This is a genomic window from Paenibacillus ihumii, assembly GCF_001403875.1.
In the GTDB taxonomy this organism is placed as follows: Bacteria; Bacillota; Bacilli; order Paenibacillales; family Paenibacillaceae; genus Fontibacillus; species Fontibacillus ihumii.
In genome coordinates this window covers 579,984-602,573 of record NZ_LN884298.1, presented here as the reverse complement: position 1 = coordinate 602,573, position 22,590 = coordinate 579,984, and the positions used below count along the sequence as shown (strand labels likewise).

Sequence of the window (22,590 nt, the reverse complement as noted above, 5' to 3'; positions counted from 1 at the left end):
GAGATATTAAATATAAGGCTTTTCGGACGACGATACCCGATTCTGTGCAGCGCCAATCAGCATGGGAATGGCAATCAGAAGGCTGACTATCACCGGAACAATAGAGCCCTCGAGTCCAAAATCTCCCCCTGTGAGAATGGCTGCACCGTTCACTTTCACAGTAAACAGACCCGCTGAAGAGTGTCCGGAAACAGGAATACCAAGTAAAGCCTCAAGTGCATTCCAGGCAAAATGCAGCCCCATGGCAAACCATAGGTTCCGTCGCCACAAGAACGCGGCTCCAAGCAGAATACCTGCTTCTATGGTAATGGCAAACGCGCTCCATAGGGTTGCCCCTGTATTCCCAAGATGGGCTATTCCAAAGAATAGTGAGGTTATAGCAAGTGAGACCCCGTTTCCCGCCAACTTACTAATGGCTTGAAGCATAAGCCCGCGAAAGATAAGCTCCTCAATAATAGCTGCGCTTAAAGCTGGTGTAACTGAGGATATTAGAACAGAACCCGTGTCCGCAGTACTGGACCATTGAAAGGAGTAGCCTCCCGCAGCAACAATAATAGAAATGGATATGGTGATAAAAATAGCTCCAGTGAGTAATCCCATGCCAGCTTCAATACCTGCGCGTTTTCTTGATATCTCAGGAATTGACCGACGAGCCAGGTATTTCATCGTCAGCCTATAGACGATGATGGCCACAATCCCAGCCGTTAGTGTCAAAAGAAGAGAAGCAACTCCCCGTGCTTGCTCTGCTAATGGCCGGAATAGAGCATCCGCTAGAATAATGCCGATGGTACCCACAATCATCCAGACGATTGGAAAGCGCCAAAATAGATTCCATTTACTTATTTTTCCACCAACATGCTGCTTCTCTTTAAGTGCAGACATTTTCTTCATGTCCTGCTCAGCCTCCTCTATTACTTGATAGACATGAGTATAGGCTGAAAAAGTCATAAAGAGAAAGTACGCTTTGGTCATGATTTGGTCATATGAACATGCTCAAAAAGCTGGCGACTATTATTAGCTGCCAGCTTCTTGGGTATCGGCTTCTTAGTGATCCATGAATCCCGAATCTCGGGCTTTACGAATAGCCTCCCGCCTTCCCCTCACATTAAGCTTCGAATAAATCGTTGAGATGTAATTTTTAACCGTTCCTTCACTTAGAAACAGCGCCTCAGCAATGTCTTGATTGCGCAAGCCAGAAGCCAGCTTATGCAGCACTTCAATTTCACGAGCGCTCAGCCCGTATTCATTACTTATCGTGGCGGGGCCGCTGTTCATACTTTTGATCATTTTACTCGCCATCTCCTGCGTGATTAAAGTCCCTCCCGCATGAACCACTCTTATGCCTGCAGCCAGATCCTTGGGATGAATGGCTTTGAGCAAATAACCTTCTGCCCCATGGCTTAATGCCGTCAGCACATATTCTACTTCCTTATAGGAGGTCAGCATGATCACTTTGATTGCAGGCATCCGTTCTTTAATCACAGCTGTTGCTGCAACGCCGTCCATGACTGGCATATTGATATCCATCAGTACAAGATCCGGCTGAAACTGTTCACAGCCTTTAATCGCTTCTTCTCCATTCTTGGCTAATGCGACGATATCTAAATCCTCTTCCATGGACAATACAATATGCAGACTCTCCAGAATTAACTCCTGATCATCGGCAAGCAGCACTTTAATTTTCGCCATGCAGTGTCGCTCCCTTCAGCGGAATTTCACATTTGACTTCGGTAATCGCCGAAGTTCCTAACCTGGATGACACAAGCAAGCGGCCTCCCAAATGCTCAAGCCGATGTTTCATAGAGGTCAAGCCGAAGCCATACTCCAGCTTGTCCATGGGTTTTCCGTTATTTTGAATGGATAATTGCAGAATAGATTCGGAAAATCGAAGCTCCAGATGCAGTTGAGACGCTTTTCCATGTTTTAATGCGTTCGTGAAAGACTCCTGGATGACCCGAAGTATCGCTTGACGCACTTCAAAGCGCATCCGCTGCTCTGTCCCCAGCAGATTCATAGTCATAACGGTTCCCGTGTGCTCCTGGAATCGAACTACAAGCGCCTCAACCTGTTGGAAAAGAGTTGACTCCTCTTCTTCTCCCATCTCGTGTACAACACTTCTCATTTCGTCCAGATTTTGCTCAGCCAGCGCTCTTAATCGAATTAACCTGTCTTTGGCCTCGGCAGGCTTGTGATCCATAAGGGCAATGGATGCATCAAGGCTCATAATGAGTGAGATAAAGGAGTGCCCCAGTGTATCATGAAGCTCCTTGGACATACGGTTGCGCTCCTGCATCAAAGTCATCTTCTCAATCTCAGCGGCATAGTGGGTTAACAGTTTATTTTGATGTTCCACTTCGGTAACCAGTTTATTTTTCTGTTCATACGCATTGGCTACGAAGCTTGCCCAAATGCCGATGAAGCAGAATAACAGATTGTCTGTTCCAAGACTAATGGTTTGATCCCAAGATAATCTTAAATAAGACTGAAAAGTAAAAGGTATTAAAGCAACTGCGGGAATGACCCAGAGGGTTTGCTTAGTCAACAAGTATCCCATGGCAAGACTCGGCAGTAAGTAATCAGCTTTTGACGTCAGTTCCGGATGGAAGATAGAATTTACATAATAAGAACCGCCTAGCAATAGCTCCAGTATGCAAAACCAGAGTTTGTTCATCCGTCGCCCAGGAAACCATGATATTAGAGGGATGATCAGCGCGGCCATTAGCCAGATGATGTTTAACCATGTAGTGCTCGAAAGCCCAGGACTTGTGAGAAGCCGGGCTGCCATCAAAATATAATGGTAGAAGCGAAGAGCAAATACGCCCCAATCCATGAAAGATAATATTTTTTTGATATCGTCATCCCACTTTTCCAGAAAAATAAACCAGCATTAGTAAATCCAGTTTATCATTATAGTTTTCCTTCAACAATTGCAGGGGGACTTGCTCTATAGATGATACGGTGAGTCGTACCATAAGTAACGGCGAAAAATTTGCGTGTCAAGGAGGGCCGATAGAACTGTTAAAGCGGTGGAGGAAGGTGCTATAGAAGAATATTTATCCCCCTATAAACTATAGGGGGATTTTTGTGTTCTATTTACCCTTCAAGCCTGCCCGCCTTACCGTACAACCGCCGACCCCAAAATCCCCTTAATAATCTTCACATTTGCTTGCATATGCTCGGGCTCCAGCATCCGTTCGTGCCCCCCGACGCCCTGATAATACGCCACCCGGCCCAAAGTGGCCCCTTGCCAATTCCGGTACTGTTGATCGGCCTCATCCTTCGGTGGAGGGTGAAGATCGTCTTCTGGTTGCGAGGAATGAACGACATGCAGATCCGCTTGGACCGTTCCGATATTATCCAGCAAATAAATATAGCACAAATATTGTTTCAAGCGCTCCAGATCTTGTTCGTTGGTGAGAAAATTTTTATAGAACTCGTGAACCACGGGGGTGGCGATATACTCCTCCCACATCTCTTGCAACGTATCATCGGTCACGGTCACGGGCACGGTCTTCCGGTAAGCGTCCAGCATAATGATATCGGACACGCGGTATCCGGCCGCCTCCATCGCTTTGGTCACCTCGAACGCCAGATTCCCCCCGGCGGAGTACCCCAGGAACGTATAATCGCCCTCCCTCTGCGCAGAGGAGATCAGCTTCACATACCGCTCCATCCGGTCGGGATGATCGATATAATCCAGCGCATAGATCGTGCAGTCGTCCATCTGCTTAGCGAACTCATAATACGCGATCCCGAGACCGCCCATCGGCGGGAAGCAGAAAAGCGTTTTGCGCCGGTCCTTTTTGTTTAACCGTACAATAGGCAGAGGCTCCGCCTTGTTGTTATCCATCAAAAAGGCGGCCATCCCCCGGATCGTGGACGACTCCAAAATGATGTGCAGCGGAAGCTTGACCCGATAGTCGTGCTGCACCCGCGACACGAGAAGCATCGCATGGAGCGAGCTGCCGCCCGCTTCGAAGAAATCGTCCGTGACGCCAATCTCCGGCCTCTCCAAAATCTCCCCGCACACGACCGCCAGCCGTTGCTCCCACGGATTGCTCGGAACGGCCTGCGCCTGCACCTCCGGCGATTCCCGAGCCGTCACGTCGGGCTGCGGCAGCGCCCCGCGATCGATTTTGCCATTGGATGACAGCGGCATCTCGCTGAGCTCCGTATAATGAGACGGCGCCATGAATGCCGGCAATCGCGCCGCGACAAACGCCTTAAGCTCTTCCACAGAGACTGGGGCCGTAGAAACGTAATAGGCGCTCAGCACGGTATCGCCGCTCGCCCCATCCCAGGCCATCACCGCCACATCGTTCAACCGCTCATGGCTCCGAAGCGCGCTTTCGATCTCTCCGAGCTCGATGCGGTAGCCCCGGATTTTGACCTGCTCGTCTTTTCTTCCCATATACTCCAGCCGCCCATCCGGGAGCCAACGGGCGAGGTCTCCGGAACGGTACATGCGCTCCCAGGGATAGAACGGATCGGCCGTGAACGACGCAGCCGTCTGCTCAGGGAGATTCAAATAGCCTCTCGCCAGCCCCCTGCCTGCGATCCACAGCTCGCCCTTCACGCCAACCGGGACCAGGCCGTGGTCGTCGTTCAGTACATAGACGCGGGTGTTGGGCAGCGGCTTGCCGATAGATAAAGGGCGGTCCGGCATGACGTTCCGCTCCAGCGTCGTCACGATGCTGTTCTCCGTCGGACCGTATTCGTCCACCAGTTCGATATGGGGGAAGCGCTCCTTGCTCCGCTTCACCAGCTTGGCGGGCAGCCGCTCCCCGCCAAGCGTCACCACCCGCAAGGAACGGGTGTCCTCCTCGCCGAGACATTCGACCAGCGCCGTATACACACTGGGCACGCAGTCGAGATGCGTCACCTGCGAGTCGCGAATATGATCGCGGAGCGCCAACGGATTCCGCGCTTCTTTGTCCGTGGCCAGCACCACCGTCGAGCCCGACAGCAGTGGAGTGAACAAGCAGGACAGAAAAGCGTCGAACGCATACGAGTACAATTGAAGCACCCGGGCCGTTCCGTCGAACGGGTATTCCGCTTGGCGTGCCAGAACCGTATTGACCGCTCCCTGATGCTCGATCAAGACGCCTTTCGGCTTTCCGGTCGTCCCGGAGGTGTAGATAACGTAAGCCAAATGGCGGTTGCCCGAAAGCGACAGCAGCTCCTTCCGGTCGGCGCGGTCAATCTCCGGGTCCCTGAGATCGATGCATTCCCCGGCAAAAGAAGTCTCCCCCAGCAACGAAGTCGTCAGCAGCAGCTTCATGTCGCTGTCGGCGATCATATAGGCTTGCCGGTCGGTCGGATAATCCGGCGGGATCGGGACGAAGGCCGCGCCCGCCTTCAAGATGCCGAGCATGCCTGCGATCATTTCCACGGAACGTTCCGCGCGCAGGCCGATGCGGTCGTCAGGCTGTACTCCTCTGCTCCGCAGCACATGGGCCAGTTGATTGGAACGCTCATGCAGCTCGCGGTACGTCAGCGTGTGAGTGCCGCAAATCAAGGCCGGGTGATCCGGCGTCTTGCGGACCTGATCCGCGAAGCAGGCATGAAGCGTCCGATCCGCCTGCTCGTACCGGACCGACTGGAAGAATCCTTCCAAAAGCTTCCGTTTATCCCCCGGCGTCAGCACTTTGATCCGGCCGACGGGGATGTTTTCGTCCGCTATAATCTGATCCAGCACGCCGATGAATTGCTCCTTGAGCTGCTCCATCAGCCACGGCTCGTACAACGACGCGTTGAAGTTAAACTTCACGACGGCTTCCTGCGGATAGACGTAGACATTGAATTGCTGTGTCTCCTCTGCGACGCAAAAATCCGTGAACTCGAAGCCTAAGCCGTCCTTCGACTCGACATTGTCCACGTACCTCCGGTCGAGGGGGTAATTTTCGAAGACCATCAGATGATCCAGAAGCCGATGCTTCACATCGGTCGCCCGATTCATCTCCTGAAGAGGGACAAAGTCGTACACCTTCGACTCCAGCGATTGCCGCTGCACCTGCTTGAGGTAGTCGGCGAAGGGCTGCCCGGGCTGCAGCCGGATACGGACAGGGATCGTATTGATAAAGAACCCCACCATCTCTTCAATCCCCTTCACCTCGGCAGGCCTTCCCGAGACGACAGAGCCGAACACGACATCGTCGCTCTGCACGTACTGCCGGAGCACAATCGCCCATGCCGCCTGAAACACGGAATTGATCGTGGCCTGACACATTCCGGCGAGACGCTGCAACCGGTCCAGCCGGGCTGGACCCAGCTCCGCATCGATGCTCATAAGCACAGGCTTAACGGCTGACTTGCCTACAGAGCCCGAAGCGGAAGCGAAGGCCTGAGCGGTCATGGGGAGGCTGCCCCGAGACCGCTCCAATCCGGCCAACGTCTTTTGCCAATACGCGATCCCCGCTTCTTTATCTTGTCTCTCCAGCCACTCCAGATAATGACTGTAAGGGGACGCTTCCACGGTCACAGGCTCCCGCTTGTCTCGCAGCAAGCGGTAATTGTCCAGCAGCTCCCGGAACAACCGGCCGAATGACCAGCCGTCCAAAATAATATGGTGATTGCACCAGATCCAGAGATACTCTTGCGGACTTGTCCGAAATACGGCCATTCGGAAGAGAAGTTCTTTGGCGAGGTCAAAGCCTTGCGCTTTGTTGGCCTGTTTCCATTGGCGTAGATAGGACTCCTGCGGTTCTTTCGCCAGCTCCGACACGTCTTCGAAGTGCAGCCGGAACTTCCGTTCCTTCATCACCACCTGCAGCGGACGCGGCAAATTTTCGTGGACGAATATCGTTCTCAGGATATCGTAGCGCTTCACAAGGGCGTCCATGCTTTGCTCTAGCAGGGAGACGTCGAGCTCTCCCCGCAGCACCGCCTCGATCTGTACGAAAGACAGCGGGGACTCCTTATCCGAGAGCCAGAAATAATACATCCCTTCTTGCGAAGGAGCCAGCGGGTAGATTCTTTTGATTTTGTCCTTTGGATTCATAGCAGTTCCTCCTGTAGCGACGCAGCCGGAGAGGCTACTCGATCATATCGACCAGATTGTTTAGCTGATCCAGCTCTTGCAGCGTCAGCCGGTTATAGCCCAAGTCGCTGGGCGTGGCTTCGGCAGCGGTCTGCTCCCCGCAGTGGCGTATGAGATCCACCAGGCGGTTTTGGAGCTTGTCCAGCAGAGCGGCAATCGTGTCTTGACGGTGATGCGTGCGGTTATATTCCATCACGATGTGAAGACGCCGATCCTGCACATAGCCAATGATGAAAAGCGAAGCCTTTCGCTCGGCTTCTGGGCTTATCGTACGGCCCACTGGCCACGGTGACGGACCGAACCACCGATTGCGCAGATCAGTATTGATCTGACCGAGGTAGTTGAAGCAGATGTCCGGCTGCTGTGTGAACAACATGCCTGGCAAGCTTTCCCGGGGCGTAATATATTTCAACAAGCCATAGCCGATCCCGTGATTCGGCAGCTGCCGCAAATGCTCCTTGACCGATTTGATCTGGTAACCCAAATCTTCCGTGTGCTCTATCGGCAGCACGATCGGAAACTGCGACGTAAACCAGCCGACCGTGCGGGTAATGTTCATATTCTTTATGGTGCTCTGCCGACCGTGCCCTTCCAGATGGATCACGATCCGGTTCGTGTTCATCCATTCCTTCAAGGTCAGGCCCAAGGCGGTCAGCAAAATATCATTGATTTCTGTATTGTAAGCGCGGTGGACTTGCTTCAGCAGCCGCTCCGTTTCTTCCGGCGGCAGCGTGACCATCACTTGAGCCTCGTCCTTCGTCCAGTCACCCGTAGCCTCGAAATCCCTTGGCACAGGCACGCACGGCGTACTCTCGACGGCCGCCCAATAATCTGCTTCACGCAGCACTTCGCCGCTCCGGGCGTATTGTTGCAAAGCTTCCGCCCAAGCTTGGAATGAATGCGTTTTGGGCGGCATGACGATGGCCCCGTGGTTCAGCGCCTGCCCGTAAGCCGCTTCTAGATCTTCCAGCATAATTCCCAAGGACACCCAATCCATCACCAAGTGGTGAGCGACGAGCAGCAGATGGTCGCCCTGCGGCGTCCGGAACAAGGCAGTCTTCATCAGAGGGCCGTTCGCTAGATCGATGCTCTCTTGCAGCCGGTTGGCATGCGCCAGAACGGCCGATTCCATCGAATCGCCGCCGTCCAGAGCCACGACCTCGAAACCGATCATCGGCTGCTCCGCGGGTCCCCGGTTATAAAGCTGCTTGCGGTCCCCTTCGTCCCTCACCACGGATCGCAGCACGTCATGATGCTCGGCCAGACTTTCCAGCGCCCGCTTCAGGGCGGTTTCGTCCAAAGCAGTCTCCGAATGCAGCATCACCGCCGAATTCCAATGGGCCGAAGAAGCGAAGTCACGGTCAAAAAACCACTGTACGATTGGCGTTTCCGCTATCGGTCCTTCCACGGCGTCCTGCGGGATCTGCACCTGCCCGTCGGCCGGCTTGAGATCGAGGCAAAGCTCCTTCAGCACCGGGGTCAAAAATATGTTATTCATCTCAAGGTCCCAGCCTCTGCGGTACAATCTCGATGCAATTTGGATCGCCTTGATGGAATCGCCCCCCAAATGGAAAAAGTTATCTTCGCGCCCAACCGTTTCTGCTCCCAGCACCTCCTGCCACACGGAAGCCATCAGCTCCTCCAGCTCGCCTTCCGGGGGAACGAAATCCGCTGCCAGGCCTCCGATCGCCGAGGGCTCCGGGAGCCGCTTGCGGTCCAGCTTGCCGCTGGACGTCAGCGGAAAAGCGTCCAGCCTCACGTAGTACGCCGGGATCATGTAAGTGGGCAGCTGATTAAACAGCAGCTTCCGCAGCTCCGCAGTATCCAAATCCCGATCCGCGACGTAATAAGCGCAGAGGGCTTTACCAGATGCGGAGGTGGATGCGCTCTGCCGGACCAGAACAGCGGCTTCTTTGATCGCCGGATGCCTGTTCAACGCGGCTTCGATCTCTCCCGTTTCGATCCGGACGCCGTTCAGCTTCACTTGATCGTCTCGACGCCCAAGGTACTCGATGCTTCCGTCCGGCAGCCGGCAGCCGTAATCCCCGGTCCGGTACATGACCTCGCCCGGCCGGTACGGATGATCGACAAACCGCTCGGCGGTCAGCTCCGGATTGTTGCGGTAGCCCCGGGCCAGACACGCTCCACTGATATATATTTCCCCACGCACGCCAACCGGCACGGGCTGCAAGCACTCGTCCAAAATATATATTTGTGTGTTGGCAATAGGAAGCCCGATGCAAGCGGTTAGACTGTCCGTATCGAATTCGTGAGCCGTCGCGAAAATCGTCGCTTCCGTCGGGCCGTACATGTTCAGTAAACGTCTGGAATCCGACAGCCACGCGCGAATGTCGAGCGTGCACGCTTCCCCGCCCGATCCCACGGTACGCAGTGAATCGGGCAGATGCTCCGGGGTGAGCGTGGACAAGACGGACGGCGTCAGCACCATCGCCGTAATCCGCTGTTCCTCTAGAAACCGGTGCAGTGCCTCGCCTCCCGCCGTCGCTTCCGGGCTGACGATGCAGAGTGCCGCACCCGAAGCGAGCGTCGCGAAAATCTCCAATACCGACGCATCGAACGTCGGCGACGCATACTGCAGCATCCGGTCGCCTCTTGACAAGCCAAACAGCCCGATCGCCGCTTCCACCGCGTTGCAGACGCTGCGGTGTTCGATCGCTACCGACTTCGGCTTGCCTGTCGATCCTGACGTATACATTACGTAGGCCAGGTCGCCTGCATCCACTTTAATGCGCGGATTGTCCGCATTTTCTTCCGAAATCGATTGCCATGCGCTGCCGTCAAGCACGAGCTTGTGACGCACCGCCGAGCCTGACTCCGCTTCCGCATGCGCCAGCTTAGGCTGAATCAGCAGGACTTCGATTCCCGAATCCTCGATCATGGTGCGAATCCGCTCAGCCGGATAAGCCGGATCGATGGCGACGTACGCGCCCCCAGCCTTTAGAATGCCGAGCAGCCCGACGACCGTTTCGAACGAGCGCTCCATCATCAAGCCGACGGCCGTCTCCTTGCCGACTCCCCGCTTCTGCAAAGCGTGAGCGACCTGATTGGCGCGCCGGTTCAGCTCCCGGTACGTCATGGACTGGCCGCCGCACACAACGGCCGGATCGTCCGGCGTAAGCTCGGCCTGTCTCTCGAACAGATGATGAATACACGAATCGTCCGGGAACGGCTGTACCGTCTCGTTCCATTCATCAATGAGCTGGTGCCGCTCTTCGTCCGACAGCATCGCCAGCTCGTGAAGGGATTGCTGTGGATCGCGCACGATGCTGTGCAGCAGAGCTTCCCAATGTCGGCTCATGCGCTCAAACGTCTCCCGGCGGAATAGATCCGGGGAATATTCGAGAAAGCCGTCCAACCCGTCTTCCGTTTCGGTTAAGCCGATAGTGATGTCGTACTTGGCCGTCTCCCCGTCGATCATTTCAATATCCGCTTCCAGATCGGGGAGCGCGAACTTCTCCTCGGGCACGTCCACATACACGAATACCGCCTGCACCAGCGGGTTGCGGCTCGGATCGATCGGAATCCGCAGCTCGTCCAGCAGCAGCCCGATCGGAAGCTCCTGATGCTTGTAAACCTCTCTGGCGGTATCGCGCACCTGCCGCAGCAGGTCAATAAAGATAGTCTCTCCCGACACGCGAGAACGCAGCGTGCCCATAGTCAGGAAGTACCCCATCACTTTTTCCATCTCGATCCGGCTGCGATTGGCGAGCGGTGTCCCGACCAAAATGTCGGCTTGCCCGGTATACCGATAGAGCAGCGCCTTGAACGCCGCCATCACGATCATGAAGGCCGAAGCGTTTTCCCGCTTGGCAATCGCCTTCAGTCCGTCCAAAGTCTCCTTCGACGACCGTAGGAAGACACGCGCCCCCCGGTAAGTTATCGCGGGCGGCCGGGGGAAGTCCGTATGGATGTCAAGGATATACTCACAATCCTTCAGCTGCTCCTTCCAGAAGGCGAGCAGCTTCTCCCGGGTCTCGCCCTGTAAGTAATTCCGCTGCCATTCGGCATAATCCGCGTACTGGATCGGCAGCTCCGGGAGCTCGGCCGGGACGCCTGCAAGCGCTGCTTTGTAATGCGCCATCAGCTCTTCGAAGAAGATCGAGAAGGTGAGCCGGTCGATGACAATGTGATGGACGGTCAAAACGAGCATCGATTCCATATCCGACAGCGTAAACAGCTTGAAGCGGATCAGCGGCCCTTTTTCCAGATCGAACAATTGCTGGACCTCTTCGCGCATGAGTTGCTGAGCGACGGCTTCCCGCTCTTCCTCAGGAATATCCTGCAGGTCCACCACGGGTACGCTGACGCGGAGCTCGGGCAGCACGGTCTGCACGGGATCGACGCGCCCGAATACGGTCCGCCAAGCCTCGTGGCGTTTGACGATTTCGTTAATGCCGTACTCTAGCGCCCCATGATGCAGCTTTCCTCTCAAACGGGCGGCCCCGTACACGTTGTACGCGTGCGATTCAGGGTGCATCCGCTGAAACAACCAGAGCCGCTCCTGATCGAAGGAAAGCGGGCTTAGGCCCGTATGGTTCCGCCGGGGGATGGCTGCGGCAGCCGGATTCGGGCTTAGCTGCTGCGCATTCAAGTTTTGTTCCTTGAGCCGTTTTTCGAACAGCGCCCGCTGCTCCGGCGTCAGCGATTGGATACGATCGGTCAGATTCTTCATGGGATCAGCTCCTTGTCATAGGCGAATTTCCGCTGCAAATCAGATAATAATGCCAAGCTTTCCATTACCGTCTCCCGGTCCACGCCAAAATCGATCAGGCAGGCAATCTCCCCGACGCCGATATCGCGGAGCGTCTCCACCAGCTTCGCGCACTTGTCCGGCGTTCCGAGCAGGGAGCTTTCGCGGTAATACTTGTCGAAGGCGCGGGATACGATCGCCTCGAAGTCCGCGCCAGTCATGTCGCCATAGTCGGCGAGAATATGCCTTTGCTGGCTTAAAAAAGTCTTGAGATATTCCTTCAGAGGCCGCTCCACCTTGGCCCTGACCGTTTCGTCGTTCTCCCCGAGGCAGGTATGGAGCATGACCGCGACCTTTTTTGTCTGCGGATCGTAGCCATACCGGATTAGCGCTTCGCGGTACCGCTCGATCTTGCCCTCCAGCTCCGCAAAGCCGTTCCCGAGGATGCCGGTCAGGATGCCCGCTCCGATTCCGGCGGCCTGATGGTACGTCTCCTCGTTCCCGTTCGTGGCGATCCACAGATTCAATTCGCTTTGGATCGGCCGGGGCAGCGTCTTGATTCGGTGGACCGCTCCGCTGGCATCGGTAAAAGGAACCGCCTCCCCGCTCCATAGTGCCCGAACCTGTTCGACGGACTTGAACAGCTCTTCCTTGCGATGGACATAATAATTCGGGTCCTGTACCGGCGCGAGGATAAAATCGGCGGGATGCCAGCCGGTGGCAAAAGCGACCGACACGCGACCGTCCGACAGGTTGTCCACGACCGACCATTCCTCCACGAACCGGACCGGGTGGTGCAGCGGGAGCACTACGCTTCCCGCCCGCAGCTCAATCCGCTCCGTGACCGCCGCCAGCGCCGCACTGAGCACCGACGGATTCGGATAAAGTCCGCCAAAATCCTCGAAATGTCGCTCCGGCGTCCACATTGCCTTAAATCCGTGCCGGTCCGCAAACGCCGCGCATTCCATCAGCAGCCCGTATTTATGACGGTCCGTGGTCGAACCATCGCCAGAGAAGAAAAACAGACTGAAATCCATGGCTGCCTCGCTGCGCCTGTGCTTCGGGACAAAAGCTGCTTCTGCCGCAGCCTGTCCGGGCCTCGACCTTGCCGTATCCGGCGCCGCGATCCCCTGCTGCTTGAGACGCCGCTCCAGCAGCGCCCGCTGCTCCGGCGACAACGCCGCCAATCGCTCGTGAATGTCGCTCATTTGCTCATCTCCTTACCCTTCGCGGCTTAATAGCTGCATCAGCTCATCCTGCGGCAAATTTTCGATTTCGCTGAGCAAGCGTTCGATTTCGTCCAGCTCCTCCGGCTTGACCTGTGTCTGCGCTATCGACTCGGCCAGCTCGGCAATCGTCGGCGATTGGAAAATAACATCCATCGGGATGTCGCCGTGAAACGCTTGCCGCAGCCGGGCAACAAGCTGGATCGAGAGCAGCGAATTGCCGCCCAAATCAAAGAAGTTCTGCTGTCTGCCAATGCTCGGAATCCCGAACAGTGTCTCCCAGATCGCCGCGATCTTTTGCTCCGCCTCGGTTTGTGGCGGTTCTTGAAACGGTTCGCCATCCAGATAAACCTCATCTGCCCGGCTATTTCGGCTGTTCGAAGCAGCGTGGCCTGAGGCATTCAGCCATCCGCTGCCCATCGCATCATGAATGCTTTGCGTGGATACGACGGCTTGGGACAAACCGCTGGCCGCAATGCGCCGGATCGCCTCAAGCCCTTCCGCTCCGGTAATTCCGAATGTCGCCTGCATTTGGAGCATATGCTCCCTGACGTCCACCGGGAGCTCCGTCTGCTTACGTACCCAGACGTCGTCCTGCCACATGCCCCAGTTCACGGCGACGGTTCGTCCTCCAGCGGACGCATGCCACTTGGCGAACGCATCGACAAAATGATAGGACGCGCACTGATCCATCAGTCCAACGCCGCCGGTGAACGAGATCGTACGCGAGAACACGATCATGAGCTCCAGAGGATGGGAGCGGAGCAGCGATTCCAAGGTGAGCAGCCCCAGCGCCTGAGGTGCAATAATCCGTTCGGACCGCTCCCGGTCGCCCAGCTGGATCAAGCCCGAGCCGTACGGCTCCTGGGCGAACAGTACGCCGTGAATCGCACCGAACCTCCGCTCCGCTTGCCGCACAATGTCCCGCAGCCCGGCTTCATCCGTCAGATCGGCGCTGGCATAGAGCAGAGGCGTTCCGTTTTGCTCCAGTGCACGGATGCGTTTGATGATATTGGCTGTATCGTCCGACTCCCCGTGATGCAGCAAGTCATGCTCTGACTCGCGGACATCCGGAAAAGACGCCTCCCCGATCAGCACGAAAGAAACCTTCGCCGTCCGTGCGATTTCCTCGCACAGTTGCAAGCCGATTTCGCTTGTGGCTCCCGTCACCAGATACACGCCTCCGTCGCGGAAGGTGGCGTCCGCAGGATCGGCTTCAGGCAGCTTGACGGCTTCGTAGAGTTGCGTGAAGCGCTGCATCCCCCGGTACGCCACGACAAAATCCTCTCCCCCATGCTCGATCTCCTGAAGCAACTGCCGGATCAAGCGTACGGAGGAAGCCGAAGCGAGATCGGCCAAGCTCACGTCGACGGCACGCGCCCGAATCTGCGCGTACTCTTGCGGAATGACCCGCAGCGCCCCGAGCAAGGTCGCCCGCTCCGGGCTCCGTACCTGCTCGTTGGCGATCCATTGCAGATTGCCGGTCAGCGCGATCAGCTCCGTCGGCTTCGCCGCCGCCTGCATGCCGATTGCTTGGGCCAAATGCATCAAGCTGTACAGCCCAAGCTGCTGGGAGTGGGCGTAACGCTGTGCAATGGGGATAAGGTTATCTCCATCATCCGATTCTGGTTCGATGACGTTCCAAAGGTGAACAACGGTATCCGGGAAGCATTGCTGTGCTGCCAAAGCATGCAGCAGTTCCTCATAGGACCGGCCTTCTGCGGGATGGACCGTGAAGACATCCTCCTCCACTTGCCGGAATCCGTCGCCTTCGAGCACGGCGACAACATCGTGCCCCTTGCTTTTCAAGCCCTCGCTCAAGGCCTTGGCCAATCCGTACCGGTCGTGGAAGAGCAGATACGTCCGCTTGTGCGGCGCTGCGGCTCCAGAGGCTGGTCGCTGCGGAGGCAGGGGCGTTTGTTTCCATACCGGAGCGTAGAACCAGTCGGCCATGTCCGCCTGGCGCTCCTGTCCTGCGGCTGCGGCCGTATCGGCAGAAGCGGCGGGGACGGCTCGAACCTTCTTCTCCAAATAGTAGCGGTAGCGCTCGAACGGATACGTCGGCAAAGGCACTCGACAACGCGCTTTCCCCTCATGCCATGCGGCGAAATCGATGTCCGCGCCTGCGGACCACAGCTCGCCCAGCGCCTGAAGGACGCTGGCATATGCGGATGTGCCCGCTGCCGCCGGGGGCAACGCATTGACGGCCAGCGTCCCGGGTATCGCGTTCAGGGCGATTTGCTGCCGGACCAGCGAGGTCAAAGACTGCCCCGGGCCGATCTCCAGAAAGGCCGTTCTTCCCGATTCCGACAGCAGGCGGATTCCATCTGCGAAGCGGACGGTGTCCCGCAAATGCCGGACCCAATACATCGGGTCCGTCGCTTGCCCGGCCGTAATCCACGTTCCCGTCACATTCGAGACGTACGGAAGCTGCGGTGCATACAGAACGATCCCCCGCATCACCTCGGCGAACCGTTCGAGCATCGGCTCCATCATCGCTGAATGGTAAGCGTGCGAGGTCGCAAGCCGCTTCGATACGGCGTTCTTGTGGCCGAGCGTCTGCTCAAGCTGTTCGATCGCCTCGAAGGTTCCCGATACCACGCAGGACGTCGGGCCGTTCACGGCGGCTACGGACAGCTCCGAGCACGCAGCGACCAGCAGCTCCCGCACTTCCGCTTCGGACAGCGCGATCGCTAACATTGCCCCGCGTTCCATCTCCTGCATCAGACTTCCGCGCGCGGCAACGGCGGTCAGCGCATCGTCTACGGCCATGACTCCCGCCAAGCAAGCGGCCACATACTCGCCAATGCTGTGGCCGATCATCGCCTGTGGACGAACGCCCCAAGCCTCCAACTGCTTGGCCAAAGCATATTCGAGGACGAACAGCGCAGGCTGTGTCAGAGCGGTTTGGCGAAGCCGGGATCCCGCTTCCTCCGCTTGGGATGGCGGCGGATACAGCACGTTCCGCAGATCAAGGCCGAGAAGGGGTTGCAGCCGTTCGGCGCACCGGTCCACCTGTTCGCGATACACGGGTGCGGATTCGTACAGCTCGGCGCCCATATCGATGTGCTGCGCCCCTTGTCCGGTAAACATAAAGGTCACACCCAGCGGCGGTTCGCCGCCGTCTGCGGACTCTTGAGCGTCCCGGCCGGATGGCGGCAGGTCCGCGAGCTTCGCTTTTAATCCGTCCACGACCGACCCATGATCGCGGCCGATCACCACAAGCCGCCGGGCGAACGTTTCTCTGCCTGCGGCAAGCGTATACGCCACGTCGGATAAGGGAATATCACGGCTCGCTTCCAAATAGCCGATCAACCGCTCCGTCTTCCAGCGCAAGGCCGTGGCCGTTTTGGCAGACAAGACGAGGACGTTCCAATCAGTCCCGGTCTCGGTCCCGACCTCCAGCTCCCCATGGGCGAACGCGGCCCCCGCCTCCGGATGCCGTACTTCCGCCAAAGGAGCTTCCTCCAGCACGACGTGCGCATTCGTGCCGCCCATGCCGAAAGAGCTTACCCCGGCACGGCGGGGACGCCCGTCCGTGTCCCATTCCCTGAGCCGGTCGTTCACATAGAAAGGACTGTTCGCGAAATCGATTTTCGGATTCGGCTCCGTATAGTGCAGACTCGGCGGCAGCATTTTATTTTGCAGGCACAGCACCGTTTTGATCAGTCCGGCAATTCCAGCGGCGCTGTCGAGATGGCCGATGTTCGTTTTGACCGACCCGATGGCGCAGTACTGCTTCCGGTCCATAGCATCACGATAGGCCTCCGTCAAGGCGGCCACTTCGACGGGATCGCCCAGCGCGGTGCCCGTACCGTGAGTCTCGATATACGTCATCGTCGCCGGGTTGATCTCCGAGACGGCCAGCGCTTCCTTGACCACCTCGGCTTGCCGTGTAACGCTGGGGGCGGTATACCCGACCTTCTGCGACCCGTCGTTATTGACCGCCGAACCGCGAATCACGGCCAGAATCGTATCCCTGTCCGACACGGCTTCATCCAGCCGCTTCAGCAAGACGGCCCCGGCCCCGTTCCCGACCGCCGTACCTTGGGACTTGGCGTCGAACGCGCGGCAGCGCCCGTCCGGCGACAGAATGCCCCCTTCCTGATAGTCGAAGCCTGCCGTTTGATCCGCTTTGACTGACACGCCGCCCGCGATCGCCATATCGCATTCGTACGTGAGCAGCGCCTGACACGCCATATGGACAGCCACCAAGGAGCTGGAGCAAGCCGTTTGCACAGCGACGCTCGGACCGCTCAGGTTCAACTTGTACGAAACGCGGGTAGCGAGAAAGTCCGGGTAATTGCTGATGCCGATCTGGAACGGTCCGAATGATTCCACAAGCTCGTCATGGCTCAGCACATGCTGGAGATAATCCGACTGCCCACTGCCCGCGTACACCCCAACCCGCTCGGGGCACCTCGTCGGAGGATATCCCGCCGACTCCAAGGCTTCGTAGGCGCATTCCAGAAATAACCGATGCTGCGGGTCCGTCATCTCCGCTTCCCGCGGCGTCATCCCGAAGAAGGCGGCATCGAAGTCGGCCGCTTCCTCCAGAATCCCTGCGGCATGGACCCGGTTCTTCTCCGGCTCCTTGAAGGAGGTAATCGATTCCTGCCCATCTCGCAGATTGATCCAAAATTGCTCCAAATCGCCCGCTCCTGGAAACCGTCCCGCCATCCCGATAATCGCAATCCCCCGCAGTTCACCATTTTTTGAAATCGCTTCCATAAACTCTTTACCTCCTCTGCGTTCTTAGCCGTTTCTGCCTTTCTATTTCTTCCTTTCTCTGGAACGCCATACGGTTCGCGCTGTTGCTTCTGCTGCCGCTCCCGGGCACTTCCTCACGCGCGGCTCCCCGGCTCCGGTTCAAGTGACCCGCCAGCGCACGAATCGTGGGAAAACGGAACAGGTCGACGACAGTCGCGGAATCGTCCAGCGCCTCCCTGATGCGCTGATGAACACGCAGCAGCCGGAAGGAATCTCCGCCCAAGTCGAAAAAGTGATCTTGAACGCCCACCCGCGACAAACCGAGCGCCTCTTTCCAGATCTGCGTCAGCACCTCTTCCGCTTGATTGAGCGGAGCTGCGCTTTCATTCGCGACCGGTTCTTCGAAGCCGAGATTACTTAAAGCAGCCCTGTCTACTTTGCCGCTAGGCGTCAGCGGCAGCCGGTCGACCACGCGGATGAAATGCGGCACCATAAATGCGGGAATCCGTTCCTGCAAATAGGCGCGCAGCTCCGCCGTTTGCGGCTTGTACGTCCCGTCCGCGACCGGGACCACAAAAGCAACCAGCCGCTTGCCGCTTCCATCGTCATGAACGACGACCACGGCTTGCCGGACTTCCGGGTGCAAACCCAACACGGATTCGATCTCTCCCAGCTCGATGCGGTGGCCGCGAATTTTGACCTGATGGTCTGCGCGCCCAATATACTCCAGACTTCCGTCCGGCAAATAGCGGGCCAGGTCTCCTGTCCGGTACAAGCGGACGGCTCCCGGCACAGGCAAGTCGAGCTCTGCCTCCACGAACCGCTCAGCCGTCAGCTCAGGGCGGTTCCAATACCCACGGGCCAGTCCCGTTCCGCCGATATATATCTCACCGGTGACGCCAATCGGAATCGCCTTCCGGTTCTCGTCCAGCACATATACCAGCGTATTGGCAATGGGCCGGCCGATATCCGGCGGTAGCTTGCCGCCGTCGAACGTTTGGTCGGTTACCCATACCGTGGCTTCCGTCGGCCCGTAGGCGTTGATAAAGCGCCGGTTGGCGCTCCACGCGGCAGCGACCTCGGCAGGACAGGACTCGCCCACCGAAACCAACGTCTCCAATGTCCGTAAAGCGCTGACACTGCCCGGGACTTCAGACAGCACAGCGAGTACGGATGCCGGGGAAATGAACAGATTGACAGCCTTTTGGCCGATAAGCTCGACCAGCGGCTTGCCTGGCAGCATCGCTTCGCGGGTGTCTGCCACGAGCGTTCCCCCGCTGCATAGCACAGGGAAAATTTCCACCACGGAGGCGTCGAAGCTGCACGACGAAAACTGCAAGATCCTCGTACGGCTGGACAACCCTAGCTTCTCCTTCATCGCATGAATGAGGTTGCCAAGTCCCCGGTGCTCAATCATGACCCCCTTCGGCTGCCCGGTGGAGCCGGAGGTATAGATGATATAAGCGAGATCGCCCTCCCCGGGGAAGGGCCAATGAATGTCCCTCAGCTCTTCAACCGCACCTCCTTGCGCTTCTTTCGGTTCAACAAGAATGGCCTCGCCGATCCAACCTGTGACTGTCTGTCCGATCCCTTCTTTTGTCATAAGGAATGGAGCCTGTGAATCGTTCAACATATAAGCGATGCGTTCCGCCGGATAATCCGGATCAATCGGCAAATACGCTCCGCCTGCGCGTAGAACCGCGATCATCGCAGCGATAAGCTCCGGCCCCTTGGGCAGCATCACCGCGATGACGCTCTCCGCCGCCACGCCACGGTTCCGCAAGTTGTGCGCCAGCCGGCGCGTCCATTGCTCTAGCTCGCGATATGTAAGGCGTTCGCCCCCGAATTCGACGGCGACCGCATCGGGCGTCTGCCGGACCTGCCCGGCGAACAGCTCGACAAACGTGCGCGGCGTTCCGAAATCTCGCTCCGTCCGGTTGAAATCGGCTAAAATCCGCCTGGTCTCGGCTTCCGATAGTAGACGTAGGTCTGCTACGGTGCGCTCCGGATGGGACAGCACATCGTCCAACAGATTCATGTACCGCTCGCCATGCGCCGCAATTTCGTCTTCGCCGAACAGTGCCCGCTGGTATTCGAAATCCAGCCGGTACATACCGGAAGCCGTATGATCCTTAACGTGAAAATGCAATTCATCCGCGATCGAGCCGCTGAAATGAATTTCGCTTGAAATACCGATCTCGTCTTCCTTGCGGAAATTCATCACTTGAAACTCTGCCCCGATATGGTACAACGGCCCCGTGATCGGATGGCGCTCCCTCGTTCGGGCTACGAGCTGGTTATAGGGATATTTCTGGTGGCGCAACATGCGCGTATAGGCTTTGGCAAAGGCTTGGCAATGCGATGTAAAAGCATGCTGCGGATCGACTTCGTAACGAAAAGCAGCCACACCCGCAAACATACCGAAGGTATGCTTGTCCTGGGGGCTCGTCCGGTTCCCAGTTATACTGGCGAGCATGATGTCCCTTTGGCCCGTCATCCGGTACAAATAGGCGTAGAAAAGAGCAAGAAAGAACGCCGAAGGATTGACCCCGGCCTCCCGGCAGAAGGCATCGACGCGCTCCCTTCTGCTGCCGTCGATCGCGAACCCGTAGCGGCCGCTTTCCAGGCTCCCCGTCAAATTTTCGGTCCGGGCCAAAGAAAGCGGTTCCGGCATTGTACGAAACGCTTCGTCCCAATATTGGCGGTCCCGTGCATGCCGATCCGATTCCAGATACGCGCGCTCCCGGTCGATCACTTCGAGATAGGAAGGCTTCTTTTGAAAATCCCGCGCCTGCCCTCGGGCTAAGCACAAATAAAGGTCTGCGATGTCGGCCCCGGCCTGCACGAGGGCAGTACCGTCACCAAGGATATGATGGCATTTGAGATATAACCATAATTCGGTGTCGGAAAGGCGCAGGAGAGCAAAATCATAGAGCCGGGAAGCTTCAAGCGAGTAAGGCTGTTTGGTTGCAGCGTCGATCCACAGGCGAGCCGCCTGGTCGGGCGACTGCTCGTTGCGGAAATCAAGCAGCGGGATATCGGGAGGACCTTCCGGATTGATATACTGTCGGGGCATGCCGGGCTCGTCCGAGGCTGAGGTTGTGATCGAGAGCCGGATGGAGTCATTTTCCAGCATGAATTGGGCGATGGCCTTCTTCAGCAAATCGGGAGACACCTGCGTCAAAAATTGAACGGACAAACCAAAGTTCATGAAACCGGAATCGGGATGCATCTTTTGCATGAACCATATCCGCTTCTGCGCTTGCGTCAGCGGAAACGTTCCTGTAGGCATTGCGTTCATTCCTCATCCTCCATTTCTTCATTACCTCCATGTAATCCGATGTTTGATTTCATTGTAGCATAATTGGAATTTATTTGATATAAATACCTAATATTGAAATTAAACCATATTCATGATTCGTTCTGCTGTGTGATCTCCCTTCTTGCCCTGACTTCCGCATAACCGGCACGCCGGTACAGTCCACAGCGCCCGGATTTTGGGTAAATACGTCGAGCCGGATGCACCGCGAGCCGGTGAATGCAAACAGGACCGCCACGTTTTTTATTTAGTTTTGTTAAAGAGTTCTATACAGACAACCGAAGGAGCTGCTGCGGCATGCTCCTTTCGTGATTTTCGCCGATAGGCCCGTTAAGCTGAACCGTATCATAAGTAACGGCGAAATTTTTAGACAGCAATCATTCAAGAATTTTGCATCATCGTCATTGCGATTAATCAGAAGGGACATTTGAGTATTACTGATAGCAGGGAAGGCATGCGTTTGATAAAGTAGTTATTATTAGGGAAAACGTAAGGCTCCGATCAATCAAACAGTAAGATGGTCTGCAATTTTAAGGGTTCTGGTGAACCCCGGCGGGGTACTGGTGTTACAAGGTGGCAAGGTGCTTATGAATGCACTGTCTGATTAAGTAGTTGGTTAATAGAAAGGATTTGAAATGGATGGGACAAGAGATAATCGCCTTGGTGTGCGGCACATGCAAAAGTTTATCGGAGCGCGTGAAGATGGAGAGTGAGCTTTTTGATATCGTTGGCTTCGAAAATGATGTTATGGAATGGTCTGATTACGAAAATGAAGTTCCCCCGTTAGATGACCCTCGTTGGATACGGACAGATCGCCCTCCTTTGCAAGGCCAGGTTAGAACAGTGAAAGTATATCATCCTTTCTATATGATGATAGGAGAACCCTTTTGGATGTTATATACCCCAGTATCCTCCAGCCTTAATGGATGGGATTCTCATCCCGAGGAGATTGAGCATTCCTCTTTTGTTCGATGTTCCATCGAACGTGTACTTGAGCGGAACGATTATAAAGCGTGGTTGCGAGTTAAGGTTTTAGAGGTATTGATGATTAAGGATTACAATATACGTTTTCCGGTCAGAGATGGGAGTAACGGGTACTTGGAGGATTTTGAGATGTTCGGGAAGCCCTACATATTCAATTACAGGGATTGGTTATTTATAAATGCTGGCGCACAAGGAGATCTCGGCGTATGGGGACTCGTAAAACGAATGGATAGTCAGTACCATATGCTAGTATATGGAGACTGGGGCTTTCATAGGAGTAATGCTTTTGGAGGCAATATCCTGCTGCCTAAGCATCAGATTGAGGGATGGATTGAGCAAGCATTGCAGAATAATCGCTATGAGACGGTAGAGTAATAGGATTATGTTGGGAAATCTGTGTTGCGCTCTATCCGTTTTAGATCATGTAGATATGTTCCGAGGCAAGCAACTGACGAGTTTATTGCCATGATAAGTAGTCTGGATAGCAGTAAAGTTGAGACCATAAAGCGTATTTATGTTGTATAGTATGATAGAGTTGGCGGATACTTTGAATGATGTATAAGTGTCTTATAGAAGATCGAAAAAGAATTCCTTTGTAAAT

General features: G+C 56.2%; 9 protein-coding genes. 1 reads left to right on the top strand and 8 read right to left on the bottom strand.

From position 1 onward, the window contains the following. Window positions 1–6 precede the first annotated feature (6 nt). The 8 genes from BN2762_RS07510 to BN2762_RS07475 form a co-directional block, all read right to left on the bottom strand. Window positions 7–972: a CPBP family intramembrane glutamic endopeptidase gene (locus tag BN2762_RS07510; protein WP_230202452.1), complete on the bottom strand. Its 966-nt coding sequence runs from the start codon at window positions 970–972 to the stop codon at window positions 7–9. Between the two features lie 72 nt (window positions 973–1,044). Next, the gene (locus BN2762_RS07505) at window positions 1,045–1,689 is read right to left on the bottom strand and encodes a response regulator transcription factor (RefSeq protein ID WP_055106386.1); all 645 of its coding nucleotides are present in this window, start codon (window positions 1,687–1,689) and stop codon (window positions 1,045–1,047) included. Continuing rightward, window positions 1,676–2,830, bottom strand: a complete 1,155-nt coding sequence (locus BN2762_RS07500; RefSeq protein ID WP_083484800.1) for a sensor histidine kinase — start codon at window positions 2,828–2,830, stop codon at window positions 1,676–1,678. The genes BN2762_RS07505 and BN2762_RS07500 overlap by 14 nt, the downstream gene beginning before the upstream one ends. A 285-nt stretch (window positions 2,831–3,115) precedes the next feature. Further along, window positions 3,116–7,000, bottom strand: a complete 3,885-nt coding sequence (locus BN2762_RS07495; RefSeq protein WP_055106384.1) for a non-ribosomal peptide synthetase — start codon at window positions 6,998–7,000, stop codon at window positions 3,116–3,118. A 34-nt stretch (window positions 7,001–7,034) separates the two neighbouring features. Next, window positions 7,035–11,732 (bottom strand): non-ribosomal peptide synthetase, encoded by a 4,698-nt coding sequence (locus tag BN2762_RS07490; protein WP_055106383.1) that lies wholly within the window; start codon window positions 11,730–11,732, stop codon window positions 7,035–7,037. Further along, window positions 11,729–12,958 (bottom strand): MupA/Atu3671 family FMN-dependent luciferase-like monooxygenase, encoded by a 1,230-nt coding sequence (locus BN2762_RS07485; protein ID WP_055106382.1) that lies wholly within the window; start codon window positions 12,956–12,958, stop codon window positions 11,729–11,731. The genes BN2762_RS07490 and BN2762_RS07485 overlap by 4 nt, the downstream gene beginning before the upstream one ends. 12 nt (window positions 12,959–12,970) lie before the next feature. Then, window positions 12,971–17,707 carry a type I polyketide synthase gene (locus BN2762_RS07480; protein ID WP_055106381.1) on the bottom strand — a complete coding sequence of 1,579 codons (4,737 nt, stop codon included), beginning with the start codon at window positions 17,705–17,707 and terminating at the stop codon, window positions 12,971–12,973. Window positions 17,708–17,714: 7 nt separating this feature from the next. Continuing rightward, the gene (locus BN2762_RS07475; protein ID WP_074048586.1) at window positions 17,715–20,987 is read right to left on the bottom strand and encodes a non-ribosomal peptide synthetase; all 3,273 of its coding nucleotides are present in this window, start codon (window positions 20,985–20,987) and stop codon (window positions 17,715–17,717) included. Window positions 20,988–21,707: 720 nt separating this feature from the next. On the opposite strand from BN2762_RS07475, the gene BN2762_RS07470 reads away from it, so the two are divergent. Next, window positions 21,708–22,364, top strand: a complete 657-nt coding sequence (locus BN2762_RS07470) for a hypothetical protein (RefSeq protein ID WP_230202451.1) — start codon at window positions 21,708–21,710, stop codon at window positions 22,362–22,364. The last annotated feature ends 226 nt before the right edge of the window (window positions 22,365–22,590 follow it).